Source organism: Hansschlegelia quercus, assembly GCF_004310425.1.
Classification (GTDB): Bacteria; Pseudomonadota; Alphaproteobacteria; order Rhizobiales; family Methylopilaceae; genus Methylopila; species Methylopila quercus.
On record NZ_SIUB01000011.1, the window covers coordinates 41,910 to 54,765 of the forward strand.

At 66.8% G+C, this 12,856-nt stretch carries 10 protein-coding genes; 2 read left to right on the forward strand and 8 right to left on the reverse strand.

Translation table 11 applies throughout. The annotated features are described in order from the left end of the window. Positions 1-52 precede the first annotated feature (52 nt). Together gmd and EYR15_RS16335 are read left to right on the forward strand one after the other, a co-directional pair. The gene (gene gmd, locus EYR15_RS16330; RefSeq protein ID WP_131004645.1) at positions 53-1,123 is read left to right on the forward strand and encodes a GDP-mannose 4,6-dehydratase; all 1,071 of its coding nucleotides are present in this window, start codon (positions 53-55) and stop codon (positions 1,121-1,123) included. Then, on the forward strand, positions 1,107-2,105 hold the full coding sequence (locus EYR15_RS16335; RefSeq protein WP_131004646.1) for a GDP-L-fucose synthase family protein: 999 nt from the start codon (positions 1,107-1,109) through the stop codon (positions 2,103-2,105). Before gmd ends, EYR15_RS16335 begins: the two co-directional genes overlap by 17 nt. On the opposite strand, the gene EYR15_RS16340 is transcribed toward EYR15_RS16335, so the two are convergent. The 8 genes from EYR15_RS16340 to EYR15_RS17090 all read right to left on the reverse strand — a co-directional run bounded on the left by EYR15_RS16340 (position 2,032) and on the right by EYR15_RS17090 (position 12,844). Then, entirely contained in the window at positions 2,032-3,330 is a 1,299-nt protein-coding gene (locus EYR15_RS16340; RefSeq protein WP_131004647.1) for a polysaccharide biosynthesis/export family protein, read from the reverse strand. The genes EYR15_RS16335 and EYR15_RS16340 overlap by 74 nt on opposite strands. Then, positions 3,330-4,769 carry a GumC family protein gene (locus EYR15_RS16345; protein ID WP_131004648.1) on the reverse strand — a complete coding sequence of 480 codons (1,440 nt, stop codon included), beginning with the start codon at positions 4,767-4,769 and terminating at the stop codon, positions 3,330-3,332. Before EYR15_RS16345 ends, EYR15_RS16340 begins: the two co-directional genes overlap by 1 nt. Positions 4,770-4,787: 18 nt before the next feature. Continuing rightward, positions 4,788-5,507, reverse strand: coding sequence for a LuxR C-terminal-related transcriptional regulator (locus tag EYR15_RS16350; protein WP_131004649.1), 720 nt, complete (start codon positions 5,505-5,507; stop codon positions 4,788-4,790). Positions 5,508-5,866: 359 nt separating this feature from the next. Continuing rightward, positions 5,867-6,514 carry a class I SAM-dependent methyltransferase gene (locus tag EYR15_RS16355; protein WP_131004650.1) on the reverse strand — a complete coding sequence of 216 codons (648 nt, stop codon included), beginning with the start codon at positions 6,512-6,514 and terminating at the stop codon, positions 5,867-5,869. 55 nt (positions 6,515-6,569) lie between these two features. Further along, the gene (locus EYR15_RS16360) at positions 6,570-7,721 is read right to left on the reverse strand and encodes a glycosyltransferase (protein WP_165455533.1); all 1,152 of its coding nucleotides are present in this window, start codon (positions 7,719-7,721) and stop codon (positions 6,570-6,572) included. 64 nt (positions 7,722-7,785) lie between these two features. Then, a complete protein-coding gene (locus EYR15_RS16365) occupies positions 7,786-9,054 on the reverse strand; it encodes a glycosyltransferase family 4 protein (RefSeq protein WP_131004652.1) in 1,269 nt (422 codons plus the stop codon). Next, positions 9,051-10,322: a glycosyltransferase family 4 protein gene (locus EYR15_RS16370; protein ID WP_131004653.1), complete on the reverse strand. Its 1,272-nt coding sequence runs from the start codon at positions 10,320-10,322 to the stop codon at positions 9,051-9,053. The genes EYR15_RS16365 and EYR15_RS16370 overlap by 4 nt, the downstream gene beginning before the upstream one ends. A gap of 98 nt (positions 10,323-10,420) precedes the next feature. Beyond that, complete coding sequence (locus EYR15_RS17090; RefSeq protein ID WP_280987356.1) at positions 10,421-12,844, reverse strand: glycosyl hydrolase family 28-related protein; 2,424 nt, start codon at positions 12,842-12,844, stop codon at positions 10,421-10,423. Positions 12,845-12,856: the final 12 nt, after the last annotated feature.

Genomic DNA, 12,856 nt, shown 5'->3' on the forward strand with positions numbered 1-12,856 from the left:
CTCCTTCCGCAGGACGCAGGCATCTGGCCGCGAAGCGCGGAGGGGGACCCATATGGCGGCGAAGACAGCTCTCATCCTAGGAGCCACGGGGCAGGACGGGGCCTATCTGGCGGAGCTCCTGCTCGACAAGGGCTACCTCGTCCACGGGCTGAAACGGCGCTCGTCGTCATTCAACACCGGCCGCATCGACCACCTCTATCATGATCGCCACGAGAGGGACGTTCGGTTCTTCCTGCACCACGGCGACATGACGGATGCGACCAGCCTCATCCGGATCATCCAGGAGACGCAGCCTGACGAGATCTACAATCTCGCGGCCCAGAGCCATGTGCAGGTCAGCTTCGAGACGCCGGAATACACCGCCAACACCGACGGTCTCGGCACGCTGCGCGTGCTCGAGGCGCTGCGCATCCTGAAGATGACGGAGAGCTGCCGCTTCTATCAGGCCTCGACGTCGGAGCTGTTCGGCCGCGCGGCCACCGTGCCGCAGGACGAGCGGACGGTGTTCCAGCCGCGCAGCCCTTACGCCGCCTCCAAGCTCTACGCCTACTGGATCACGGTGAACTACCGCGAGGCCTATGGCGTCCACGCGTCGAACGGCATCCTGTTCAACCATGAGAGCCCGATCCGCGGCGAGACCTTCGTCACCCGCAAGGTGTCGCGCGCGGTGGCGGCTATCCAGCAGGGGCTGCAGAGCCGGCTGTATCTCGGCAATATCGACGCCAAGCGGGACTGGGGGCATGCGCGCGACTACGTCGAGGGTATGTGGCGGATCCTGCAGCAGCCGATAGCCGACGACTACGTGCTCGCGACAGGCGAGACCCATACTGTTCGGGAATTCGTCGAGGCGGCCTTCGACTGCGTCGGGCGCCGGATCGAATGGCAGGGCGCAGGCGCGGACGAGAAGGGCTACGACGCCGAGAACGGCGCGACCCTGATCGAGATCGACCCCCGCTATTTCCGCCCGACGGAGGTCGACATCCTGCTGGGCGACGCGACGAAGGCGCGCCTTCAGCTCGGCTGGAAGCCGCGGACCAAGTTCCGGGAACTCGTGTCGGAAATGGTGACGTCGGATCTCGAGACGGTGCTCAAGGAGGCGGGCCGCAATGATCGCGACGACTGAACCTGCGCCCGACTTCGATCTCGCCGGCAAACGGATCTTCGTCGCAGGGCACAGAGGAATGGTGGGCTCGGCGCTCGTCCGCCGGCTCGCTCTTGAGGAGTGCGAGATCCTCACCGTCGAACGGGCGAAGCTTGACCTCACCCGCCAGGCCGAAGTCGAGGCGTGGATGGGCAGAAACCGGCCCGACGGCGTCATCATCGCCGCGGCGCGTGTCGGCGGCATCCAGGCCAACGCCGCGCAGCCGACCGAATTTCTCTACGAGAACCTGATGATCGCGACGAACCTGATCGCGTCGGCGGCCGAGACGGGGGTCGCCAAGCTGCTGTTCCTGGGGTCGAGCTGCATCTATCCGCGGCTTGCGGCGCAGCCGATCGACGAGGACCAACTGCTGCAGGGGGCGCTGGAGCCGACCAACGAGGCCTATGCAATCGCCAAGATCGCCGGCCTCACGCTCGCGCGCAGCCTGAACGTTCAGCACGGCCTGCCTTACGTCACCGCGATGCCGACGAACCTCTACGGGCCGAACGACAATTTCGACCTGGAGACCTCGCACGTGCTGCCCGCGCTGATGCGCAAGGTGTTCGAGGCGCAGGCGGAGGGGCGCGACACCGTATCGATCTGGGGCAGCGGCGCGCCGCTGCGCGAGTTCCTGCATGTCGACGACCTCGCCGACGCCTGCGTTTTCCTGATGCGCCGCTACGCCGATCCCCGGCAGATCAATGTCGGCTCGGGCGAGGAGGTCACCATCCGCGACCTTGCAACCAGGATCGCCGAGGCCGTCGGCTATGCGGGCGGCTTCGCGTTCGACGCCACCAAGCCCGATGGCGCGCCCCGCAAGCGGCTGAACTCCGAGCGCATTCTTGCGCTCGGCTGGCGCCCGACGATCACGTTGAGCGCGGGCCTGCGCTCTACCTTCCGGTGGTGGCGAGAGACTGAGCCGCTGCCGCAGCCTGAGCAGGCTCTTCGAGCAAGGTCTGCCTGACCATCGCCGCCTCGTCGGGGCGGCGCTCGATGCGGAGGATGTCGCGCGGCTGAAGTCGCGCATAATCGTCGATCGCCATGTCTTCATAAGCGCCGTTCACCAGCCGGGCGACCCTGTAGATCGGCTGCGCCGGCTTGACCGAGTCGCGGCCGATCTGCGCGCGCGTTTCGCCGAGCGCCGCGATGGAGCTCTGGAGCTTCCGCTGGGTCTGCGCCATCGTCAGGTCTAGCTCGCGCAGCGCGATCGCGTTCTCCTTGGTCCGCTGGTCGACGAGGTCCTGCGCCCGCTGGTCGACTTCGAGCTGGCGCTGCTGCGCGCGGGCGAGATAGGAGCCGATGTCGAGCGCGTCGCGGCGGGTGGCGGAGAGCTGCCGTTTCAGCGCGAGCAGCGCCGGAAGCAGGCCCAAGCCCTTGTCGACCATCTTCTGCGAGTTAGCGACCTCCTGCTCGAGCAGGGCGATCTCCTCATTGTGCAGCCTCGTGCTCTCGCGCAGCGTCTCGATCTCCTGGCCGATGCTCGCGCGCTGGTCGCGGAACGCGGCCTGCTGATCGCTCAGGACCTTCTTCCTGACGTCGTAGAGCGCTTTCTCGTTGCGGATCATGTTCCGCGCGTCGGCCCGGTCGATCGAGCCATCGCGCGGACCATCCTCGGAGGGCGCGTAATCGGCGTCGGCGATCTCGGCGTTCAGCCGGTCCTTCTGCGCTTGGTCGGCGAACAGGGTCAGCCGGCGGTCCGCGACCTCCTGCTCGATCGTGATCATCTGGAGCGCGCGCGTCTCCGCCGGTCCCTGCGGTCGCCGCAGACCGCCGGCCAGCGAGATCAGCTCGATCGCGACCATGCCGGGGCGGAAAGCGTATTGGCCGGGCTTCTCGACCTCGCCGGCGACGAACACGCCGGCGAACTCCGCGATTTCGACGGCGGGAGCGCTTCGGATCGGAATGCGCCGCGACAGCCGTTCGGCGAGGCTTGAGACCACCTCGTCCGTTGTAAGATTCACGATCTTGATCGCACCGACCAGTGGGAAGCTCAGCGCCCCCTCCGGACCGACGCGGAACTTGCCCGAGAGCTCCGGCTTGCCCACCACCGTGATCTGCAGAACGTCACCCGGGCCGAGCCGGTAAGGTTGCGGCTGCTCGTCGGCGCGGAGTCCTGCCGGTAGAGCAAGCGCTGCGATCAGGCTCGCCGTGAGGAGGCGGAAGCCGCTGGTCGTCGAGAACGTCGTCATCAGGCCAGCCTCTGCTTGAGCGGCTCGGCGCCCCAGGGCGGGTAAGCTTCGAGATTGTCTTGCGGGGTCGACCAGTCCGATGGCTCGGGGCGAGGACCTCCGCGGAGCTTGGCCAGTCCGGCGCCGACGAGCGCCCCGACAGCCATGCCAAGCGCGAGCAGAGGCAGCAGACGCGGGCTTGCCGGTCGGGTCGGAACTTCGGCGCTCGACAGCAACGTTGCGTCCGGGCTCGCGAGGCCCTGCTGCTCGATCGTCTGCTTGTAGCGATTCAGGAAGCTCTCGTAGATCGTGCGGTTCGCCACCGCCTCACGCTGCAGCTTGTTGAGCTGCACGCGGCCGGCGCTCTCACGCGCCACCGCAGCTTCGATCTTGGCGGTCTCCGTCTCGAGCGCCTTCTCCTTGCGCCTGGCGACCTCGACCTCATTGGCGAGGCTCGCGAGCACCAGAGCGATCTCGCCGTCGATCTGCGTGCGCACGGCCGCGAGCTGAATGCGCTGCGCAGGGAGATCGGCGCTCATGCTGGCGCCGGCGGCTTCGATCTCGCCGATGTCCCGCCCGATCTCCGCCGCGCGCGAACGCAGGGCCTGGATCGAAGGCGATCCGAGCGCCTCGGTGAACGACGCGTTCTGCAGACCTTCGGGCCCGAGGTCGCGCGCCGCCGACAGCCGCGCCTCGGCCCCGGCGCGCTGTGAGCGGGCCGCGGCGAGCTCGACATTGATGCCGGCGAGCCGCTGGCCCTCGGACGTCACGCCGTTCGCTTCCATGAGGTTCGCCTGACGGCGAAAGTCCTCGACCGCTCCTTCCGAGGCCTCCAGCTTCGTGCCGAGTTCGGCCACCTTCACGCCCAACCAGTCGCTCGCGCTTTGCGTCGCCTGGGTCTGAACGGCGATCTGATGCTCAAGATAGACCGCGGCGTAGGCGTTGACCGCCTTCGCCGCAAAGGCTGGATCGGCGGCGTCGAAATAGATGAAGATCGTGTAGGAGCGGCCGTCATTGTTGACGCGCAGCCGCGACACCAGGCCGTCGACGGCCTTCGCGCGAAACGACCGCGCTTCGCCGCCTGAGGGCGGAGGCGAGTCCCACCATGACGCCCAGCTCGTTTCGCTTTTGTCGGCCGGCGCCGCATCAGCGAGGCCAAGACGGTCGACCACCTTTTCCGCCATCGAGCGGGAGGCGATGAGATCGAGTTCGGTGCGCAGCACCGGGCTGTCCTGGGGCAGGCGCGAGACAACGGAGTCGAGCGTGATGACCTGCACCTTGCGTGCGTCGAGAGCGACGACCGCCTCAGCGACGTATCGGTTCGGCGTAGCGGCGAAGACGATCGCGCCGGTCGCTGCGCCGAGCGCGATCGTCGCTGCGAGGACCCGCCAATGCGCCTTTATGGCAGCGACGGGATCAACAGGCGCGGCGTCGTCGTTCCCAAACCGTGACACGATCATTGCGCCAATCCTCGATCGCTAGATCATTGAGTTCACATAGGAGTTCGTGATGTATGCGACTTCGGTGCGGTTCTTTGCGCGCAGCTTCTTCATAATGTTGCGGACATGAACCTTGACGGTGCTTTCGCGCATGTTCAGTTCATAGGCGATGATCTTGTTCGCCTTGCCCTGACGCAGCGCTTCGACTACGGCTGCCTGACGGGCAGTGAAGGTCTGCTCGATATCGAAGATGCGCCTGTCGGATCTGCCGAGGATCGATTTGCGCGACGACGTCAGGCTGCTTGCCGGGATGAACGTTCCGCCGACCTCGACAAGATTAATCGCCTCCAACGCCACGTTGAGGCTTGCGCTGGTCGGGATGTAACCTCGAACGCCGCAGTCGAGAGATTTCAGGATCTGAGTGGCGTCTTCGGAATCCGCGATAATGATAATCGGGGCCCCGGGAAACGCTTCCGAGAGATTGTCCAGCGCAGTTAGAAACGTCTCACTGCAAACCGCGCCTGAGCCGATGCTGAACAAGATCAAGGCTTCGTCGTTCTCGCCGCTTGCCGATGCGACGCAGTCGAGAATGCTCGTGTAATTGATGATCTGATTGTGCGGCCTCTGTGTTCGCACACAGTGCGCAATACATTCAGAGACCAGATTGCGCTCGTCGATGATGAGGATCGTCCCGTTATGCGAGACGTCTTCATGATAGACGTGGGCGCCAAGGGTCGTATGTAGGGTCGGGCTGCTCATGTCGCCACCTGCTTGAACCGACGGTATACAAGATTGAGTTAGTAGTAATGCGTATGTGACTGACGCATATTTCTGTTGATCGATTATCCAGAAGACAGAAAAACCATTCTTTTCAAACGGTTTATATTGATATGTCACCGGACTTGCCGCACTGCAGCGAGCCAGTACAATATCCAGCCGGATCGGTTATTAGATAATCTGGATTAGCGAATATCGTTCGAAAATTTGACGCAAAAGGATGGCCATGGGTGAGTCGCGTACGCCATCCTTGGTAGCGCTCCATAGTCGCCGACGTGTTGTGGCAGGCCGATGGACTACCGCGGAAGCGTTGAGGACTCGTCCTCTGGATGAAGAGAGCCTCAGGCGAGCGGTCGGCACGCTACGCAGAAGCCGTCCGCGAAGTAGCGCAATCGCGACATGCTCCGGAGAACTGAATTCGCGACGCGCGACTGCGCCGATTTCTCCGCCCAATAAACGCCCCAATCCGTCGGCTCGAGGCCGGCCATCGAGAACAGGCGGCTCAGGGTCGAATACGAGTAATATGCCACATGCTCCGGATGAACATTTTCGATCCTCTTGAACAGGCGCAGGTTCAACTTGATCGAGGCGTTATTCGGCGTGGTGATGATGATGCGGCCGTCGCGGCGGCACACGCTCTTGAGCGAGGCGAGGAAGTCGCCCGCGTTCATGACGTGCTCGAGCGTCTCGCCGGCGATCACGACGTCATAATTTCCGGGAGTGGAGGCCGACAGCGGCTTCTCGCAGTCCGCGACATAGAGGTTCTTGAATCCCGCCGCGCGCATGATGCCGATGCCCTCTTCCGAGAGGTCGACGCCGTCGAGCTGCCCCGCGCAGGCGTGCAGCCTCTGGTGAAGCAGTTCGCCGCGCGTCAAGCGATCCTGCGTGAACGGCACGTCGGCGCAGCCGATATGCAGGACGCGCTTGCCGCGCGCATAGCGTTCGATGAAGTCGACCCGGTTGGTCGAACGGACCTCTGGCAGCATCATCTCGAAGATCTCCTCTTGCGGCCCGGCATCGGCGGCTGCCGGCTTGGAACCGAATTCAGCCGCCGGCGGATACAGATCGTGGTCTCGATTGCGCTCCGAAGGTCCAGCGATAGACCTCGCCCCATTGCTGGGCGGATTGTGCCCAGGAGAATCGCTCTTCGACCAAACGGCGGCCCTGCCGGCCCATCTCGCGCAACTCGTCGGCCGGCTGGGCGAAGAGTTCGGCCAAGCCCTTCTCGATCTCCGCAACCGTACAGCCGATCGGCGTCGCCGCGCGCGCGAGGTAGCCTTCGTGAAGGTTGCATTGCGGGGTGATCAGCGCGGGGAGGCCATGGCTCCACGCTTCCAGCACGGCCAAAGGCTGGCCTTCGCTGATCGAGGGAAGGATAAAGGCGTCGGCGGTCGCGAAGGTCGCGGCTTTCGTCTCCCCCGCGACGTGGCCGAGAAACCTCACCGAACTCGCGACGTCGAGCCGCCGGACGAGCGCTTCGAGTTCGTCGACGTAGACATCGGAGCCGGACCCCGCGATCGCGAGATCCCAGCCGCCAGACTGCGTTCGCCGGCTCGTAAGCGCCCAGGCTTCGATCAGGGCGGTCAGCCCCTTCTTCGGCGTCAGGCGTCCGAGGAACAGCAGCGTCCGCCGAGACGGCAAAAGCGGGCGCGTGAGGACACGCGGGACCTCGCCAGCCGCGACGCCGTTCGGGATGACGCAGACCGGGTTTCCGAGACCGAAGGAGCGGATCGCCTGCCGCTCCGGCTCGCACAAAGCGTGAATGCAGGCGGCGCCTTGGAGATGGCGATGCTCATAGGCGTGCAGCGCGACCGTCTTCTTCCAGCGGCTGTTCGCTACCGCCCAAGCGTCGAGCATGCCGTGCGGGCTGACGACGTAGGGCCGGCCGGTCCGCGCCGACCACCGGCTTGCGGCGATCGAGATGTACATCCACAAGCCGTGGACGTGGAGCAGGTCCATGCCGGCCGCCTGCAGCGCGCGGTCGAGGCCGCGGGCGAAGCCGAAGGTGGAGGGTCCAAGCACAGGGAACGAGTGAAGCGGGACGGGAGCCCAGCTCTCCCGCACGCTCTCGCCCCCAGGCCCCTGTGACGCGAAGATCGTGACCTCGACGTCCGGCAGGCGTCGCACTGCGAGGGCCAAGTCGCGGACGCTCGCGGGAACGCCGCCGCCCTGTTCGCCGACCGAGCCGACGAGCATCCCCACTCGAAGCGGGCGAGGGGCGCAAATGATGGAAGCGGGCTCGCTCATCATCCATGACCTCTCAGGCGAAGGCTGCGACAGGCCGCAGGTCGACGAGACCGCGCGCAGGCCCGTCGAGCGCCTGCATCAGCCGCCGGGCATATTGCTCAAGGCTGTGCTCGCGGCCGCGACGACGCGCGTTCCGCGCCATGTGGAAGAACAGGTCGCGGTCGTGGGCGAGCGCCAGCAAGGCCGCCTCGATCGCGTCGATGTCGCGGATCGGCGTGACGTAGCCGTCGACCCCTTGGCGCACGACGCTGCCCGCGTTCGGCGTGGTGACGACGGGCAGGCCCGCCATCAGCGCCTCGTAGATGACCGTCGCCGACCCTTCGCAGACGGACGGCAGGAGGAACACGTCGGCCCAGGCGTAGTGCGCGGCGATCTCCGAGCGCGGCACCGCGCCGAGCAGCGTGACGGCCTCGGAAAGCCGGTTGCGGGCCGCGTCCGACACGTCGAGCGCGCCGGCCATACGGAACTCGGCCATGCCCTTCATCCGGCGGGCGGCTTCGAGCACATAGGGGCTGCCTTTTCTCAAGCCCACGCCGCCGATCGTCAGAACCCTGAGCGGCCGGGCGCCCCGCCTCGGCGGCTTAGGCGTCGTCTCCTGCACGCCATAGGGGACGACGACGCAGCGATCGGGGGAGCCGCCGCAGGCGATCACACCGGCGCGCACGAAATCGGATCCGCACAAAATGAGGTTGGCCGCGTCCCATTCGCCCCGCTCCCGCGCAGCGTAGTCCGCGGACAGTCCGTCTCGGGCGCTGATCGGGCTCCAGCCGGGGAAGCGCTCCTCCTCCTCCAGTACGAGGCGGTCGAGGATCGGCTTCGGGGCCACGATCTGCTCGACCACCGTCTTCATCCCGAGCGCCTTGGCGCCGGACACCAGCTCCAGGCATTCGCCGCTGAAGCCGTAGACCGCCGTCGCTTTCGAGCTTTTGTCGCGCATCAGGCTCCTCAGCACGCGCCGCGAGAGGCTTTGGCCGGCCCAGATATGGGCTTCGGTCAGCTTTGTCGGATCGTTCGTGCGGGCGCGGCGCAGGGCGAAGCCGAGTCCAAGGGCGGCGAGGCCCGTGATGCGGTTCTCCGGCACGCCGACCGGCACACGGCCCGTCAGTCGTCGGATCGACCGTGGCAGCAGGCCTTGGGGCAGGCTTTGCAGCGCGCGCGGCCATCCGTGAGCGGCGCAGATGTCGGTGTAGAGATGCTCGAGCCGGCCTTCGGCGTGAAGGATGCGCGGTACGCCGTAATGCATCCGGGCGCCGAGCTGCGAGACGACGAATGACCCGCTCATGGCGTCCTCGGCGAGGGCGAGGCGGCGATCACGGGGCGGTCGACGCTCCGCGGGGCCAGAGCGCAGGCTGTCACGATGTCGCCCCAAGCCGCGAGGCCCCGGCCGCGGGAGAACCTGGCGTCGAACAGCGCGCGTGCGTTCGCGCCCCAGCGCGCCACGACATCGGGGGACGCTGCAAGGAGCTCGATCTCAGCCGCCAGCGGGAGGCCGCCAGCGATCCCGAACGCCTTTCCGCAGTCGTTGTCGCGGATCAGCCGTGCGATCTCGCCGTCCGGCGCGCCGACGAACAAGGTCGGCCGGCCCGCTGCGGCGACGCCGTAGAACTTGCTCGGCACCACCGAGGTTTCGAAGGCCGGCAGCAGCGAGACGAAATGAACGTCGGGCGCAGCCAGACATTCGCGCAACAGGCTCTCCGGCTGGAGCGGCTCGAACATCATGTTGCTGAGCCCGAGACGCGAGGCTTCCTGCTTGACCGACTGAAGGCGGTAGCCGCCCCCGACGATCAGGAATGCGATGTCAGCGCGCGATTTCAGCATCGCCGCGGCGTCGAGCAGCGCTCCGAAATCGTGCGCACGGCCGAGATTGCCGCAATAGCCGATGACGAACTTGCCCTCGAGCCCCCACTCACGCCGCAGGCCGCTCTCTCGGCTCGGCATCGGCGTGAGAGCGTCGCCTTCCGACCAGTGGTGGACGACGGCGATCCGGTCGGCCGGCGCTCCGCGCAGGCGCAACGCCTGAGCCATCGCATCCATCGGCGTCACGTTCGCCGCGGCGGCGCGGACCGAGGCGTCGCGCAAGGCGAGCGAAAGATGCCCGGCTAGCCCGCGGGGCTTCATCACGCCCGCCTGGAAGGCCGCTTCGGGAAACAGGTCGTTCAGCCAGTTGACCAGCTTGGCGCGCTTCAGCGCGAGCGGCAGCATCGCCGAGATCGACATCAACGGAGGGTCGGTACAGACGACACACACGTCGCCCGCGGAGCTCGAACGCAGCAGCCGCCACGCGGCGCCGAGATGGAAAGAGGCGTAGTCCAGCGCCCGGCCGAGCAGCGTTCCGCGGCCGAACCGGGTCGTGCCGATCCGCGTCACCCGCACGCCGTCGACCATCTCCGATCGCGCCGCCTGCCGGGTCGCGTCGTCGTGCATGGCGGCGCTTGCGATCGCCTCGACCTCGAAGCCGTCCGCGGCAAGTCCGGTCGCGAGGCTCGTCGCCATCCGGCTCGTCGCGGACTGGTCGGGCGCGAAGAAGCGGTTGACGATGATCACCTTCATGCGGCTCGCGCTCCCCCCGGACTGGCTGCGAGATGGCGCCAGCGCGAGGGCGGATCTTCAAGGGCCGCTTGAGGATGATGAGGCGAACGCCCGACCGCTTAAGGGGTAGGACGGGCCCGTCGCAATCGTCGAGGCGCTACGACTTCCGATATCCCCGCGCCTCGACGGCCGGAAGAGGGGAGCGTGGCGGCGTCGAAGCCTGTCCATTCGCCGCCGATCTCGATCCAGTCCTGGAAGTCGTCGGTGCGAAACGCGACGCCCGGACCGCTTAAAGGCGGCCGATGGTCGATGCTGTTGTCGTGCAGGATCGTCTGCGTCAGCCGCGTGCCGTCCGGCGGCGTCGGCTGGATTGCGTCTTTCGACCAGATCAGCTTGAGCCCCGAGACGATCCCGTTGCGCACGCCCGTCAGGCGGTTTCGTTCGAACACGGTGGCGCGGAAACCGCCGCCCGCTGTGTCCCAGGTGTCGAAGGCGACGCCGATATGGCTCATCGCGCTGATGTCGTTTCGGCGGAAGACGTTGCCGATCCCTCCGACGATCGCGGGATCGGTCGGGTAGCCGAAGGTGAGCCCCGTATAGAGCCCGTTATTGCCGTCGCTGATCCGGTTGTCCTCGACGAGCGCGAAGTACGGCGCGGAGACGCTGTCCTGAGGCGTGCCCGAGGTCGCCGCCACCATGATCCCGTGGCGCATGCGGGCTATGTCGTTGTCGGCGACGACCATGTCGTAGCAGAGCCCCCAGACGAGGACCGCGGTGGAGTTGGAATCGTGCTCGGAATGGCTTGCGCGGCCCTGGAAGCGGTTTCGGTAGACCACAGCGCGCTCGGCGACTGCCGTGACGTAGAACAGGCTGGTGGCGAGATTCGGCCGCACATCCCAGGGGCGGTCGAGGGTCAGCGCCCCGTCAACTGCCGATACGACCCGGCGCCGCTGGCCGACCCCACGGCCTCCGGCGACCACCACGTCCAGTCCTTCCGCCGCAATGGCGCGCGGGAAGGTGACGCCGTTGGCGTCGACCGCGGTTGCGTGGCCTTCGAGCGCCACGCTGCCGAACTCGAACAGAATCTGCTCGCCCTTGTTGCAGTCGACCACGGCGCAGTCCCGCGGCGCTCCATTCACCGTCTCGTTTCCGCTGAAGTAGAGGTTGCGGACGCTGCCGCGATGCGGCTGCGCGACGAACAGCCGACCGATGCCGTTGCCGTCGGGCCGGCTTTCGTCTGCATTCAGCAGACGATTACCGATCATGGCGATATCCTGGCCGCCCCAGCTGGCGATTGCGGCTTCGCCGTCATTCGTCATCCGGAACAAATTGTCGGTGATCGAAACCTGGCTGCTGGAGGGCAGGAAGCTACCCGAGCCGATGATCTCCGAGCCTGCGACCGCAAGGCCGTCGATCGTCAGCCACATCGTCAGCGCGCCCCAGGAGGACAGCCTGGCCTCTATTACGCGGACGCGCTTTCCGGTTAGGGCGACGAGCGCGCGATCCTGCTTGGGGATCATGCCGTCGGCTTCGACCGCGATGCGTTCGATCGAGACGTCGGTAAGGTCTCCTTGCGCGTAGATGAAGGCCGGGGCGTCGAGCGGCGCCGTCAGTCTGAGGAGGCTGCGGTCTTGCCCGGCGCCGAGCCATCGCACGCCCGAGGGCGCCGCGAAAGCGCGACGCGAGGCGTATGTCCCGGGCGGAAAGTAGACCGTCGCCGGCGGTCGTTGGCCTGCGGCGGCGAGCGCATCCTCAATCGCCTGCCCGTCATCGTGGACTCCGTCGCCGACAGCGCCGTAGCGTCTGACATCGAAGGTCGCGGCGGAGAATGCGGGTTCCTCGACGCCGAGCGTCATGGCGAGGGGCCCGCTCCATCCGAGCCTGCCGCCGGCGCCGTTATGGAGCCAGAGCGCGTAGACGCCCGGCCGCCGTTCAGGGGCCTCGAAGGCAAGCCTGTACGGATTGGCGTCCGAGGGGCGAAGCCATTCGCCGCTGCCGTCGGGCGCGACGAGGTAAGCGAGCGTTTGGCCGCCGCCGATCGTCAGGTTCCGCCCATAAACGGCGAAACGGCCGCCGCGCGCGGCCTTTTTGGGGCCGATCCACCAGACTTCCGTCCGGTTGATCGCAAAGGGACGGCCATAGGCGCCGCCGGTCTTCGGCCAGATCAGATAGGCCGAGGCGGGCGGAAGCCCGGCCGGCAGCAGGAGCGTCGCCGCGCTCCTGTCCTGGCTCAACGGCGCGACGGTCATCCGGACGGCGCCGGCTTCCGGCGTCTGGCCGAAGATCTCGAAGCGCGTACGTCCGGGCGCGAAGGCGCCGGCGAGCGTCACGATCTCGCCGGGTGCTGCGGATCGCAACCCGTCGGCAATGACGCCGCCCTTGTCGCTCGGTCTCAGCAGCGGCGGCTGGTAGGCGCTGGAGGATGGCGCCGGAACCTCCGCGCCGCTCGCGTCAACCGGGTAGGCCTTTTGCGGCAGCTCCGCCCACTCGCCGCAGGCGATCGTGGGGAGCAGCAGCAGAAGGCAGGCGAGTCGCAGGCGCATGGATGGCGGGTC

Excerpts from the sequence above, each read along its gene's own strand:
- EYR15_RS16345 (WP_131004648.1), bottom strand. The coding sequence starts at position 4,769 with ATGATCGTGTCACGGTTTGGGAACGACGACGCCGCGCCTGTTGATCCC.
- EYR15_RS16365 (WP_131004652.1), bottom strand. The coding sequence starts at position 9,054 with ATGAGCGGGTCATTCGTCGTCTCGCAGCTCGGCGCCCGGATGCATTAC.
- EYR15_RS16340 (WP_131004647.1), bottom strand. The coding sequence starts at position 3,330 with ATGACGACGTTCTCGACGACCAGCGGCTTCCGCCTCCTCACGGCGAGC.
- EYR15_RS16350 (WP_131004649.1), bottom strand. The coding sequence starts at position 5,507 with ATGAGCAGCCCGACCCTACATACGACCCTTGGCGCCCACGTCTATCAT.
- EYR15_RS16360 (WP_165455533.1), bottom strand. The coding sequence starts at position 7,721 with ATGCTCGTCGGCTCGGTCGGCGAACAGGGCGGCGGCGTTCCCGCGAGC.
- EYR15_RS16335 (WP_131004646.1), top strand. The coding sequence starts at position 1,107 with ATGATCGCGACGACTGAACCTGCGCCCGACTTCGATCTCGCCGGCAAA.
- EYR15_RS16370 (WP_131004653.1), bottom strand. The coding sequence starts at position 10,322 with ATGAAGGTGATCATCGTCAACCGCTTCTTCGCGCCCGACCAGTCCGCG.
- EYR15_RS17090 (WP_280987356.1), bottom strand. The coding sequence starts at position 12,844 with ATGCGCCTGCGACTCGCCTGCCTTCTGCTGCTGCTCCCCACGATCGCC.
- EYR15_RS16355 (WP_131004650.1), bottom strand. The coding sequence starts at position 6,514 with ATGATGCTGCCAGAGGTCCGTTCGACCAACCGGGTCGACTTCATCGAA.
- gmd (WP_131004645.1), top strand. The coding sequence starts at position 53 with ATGGCGGCGAAGACAGCTCTCATCCTAGGAGCCACGGGGCAGGACGGG.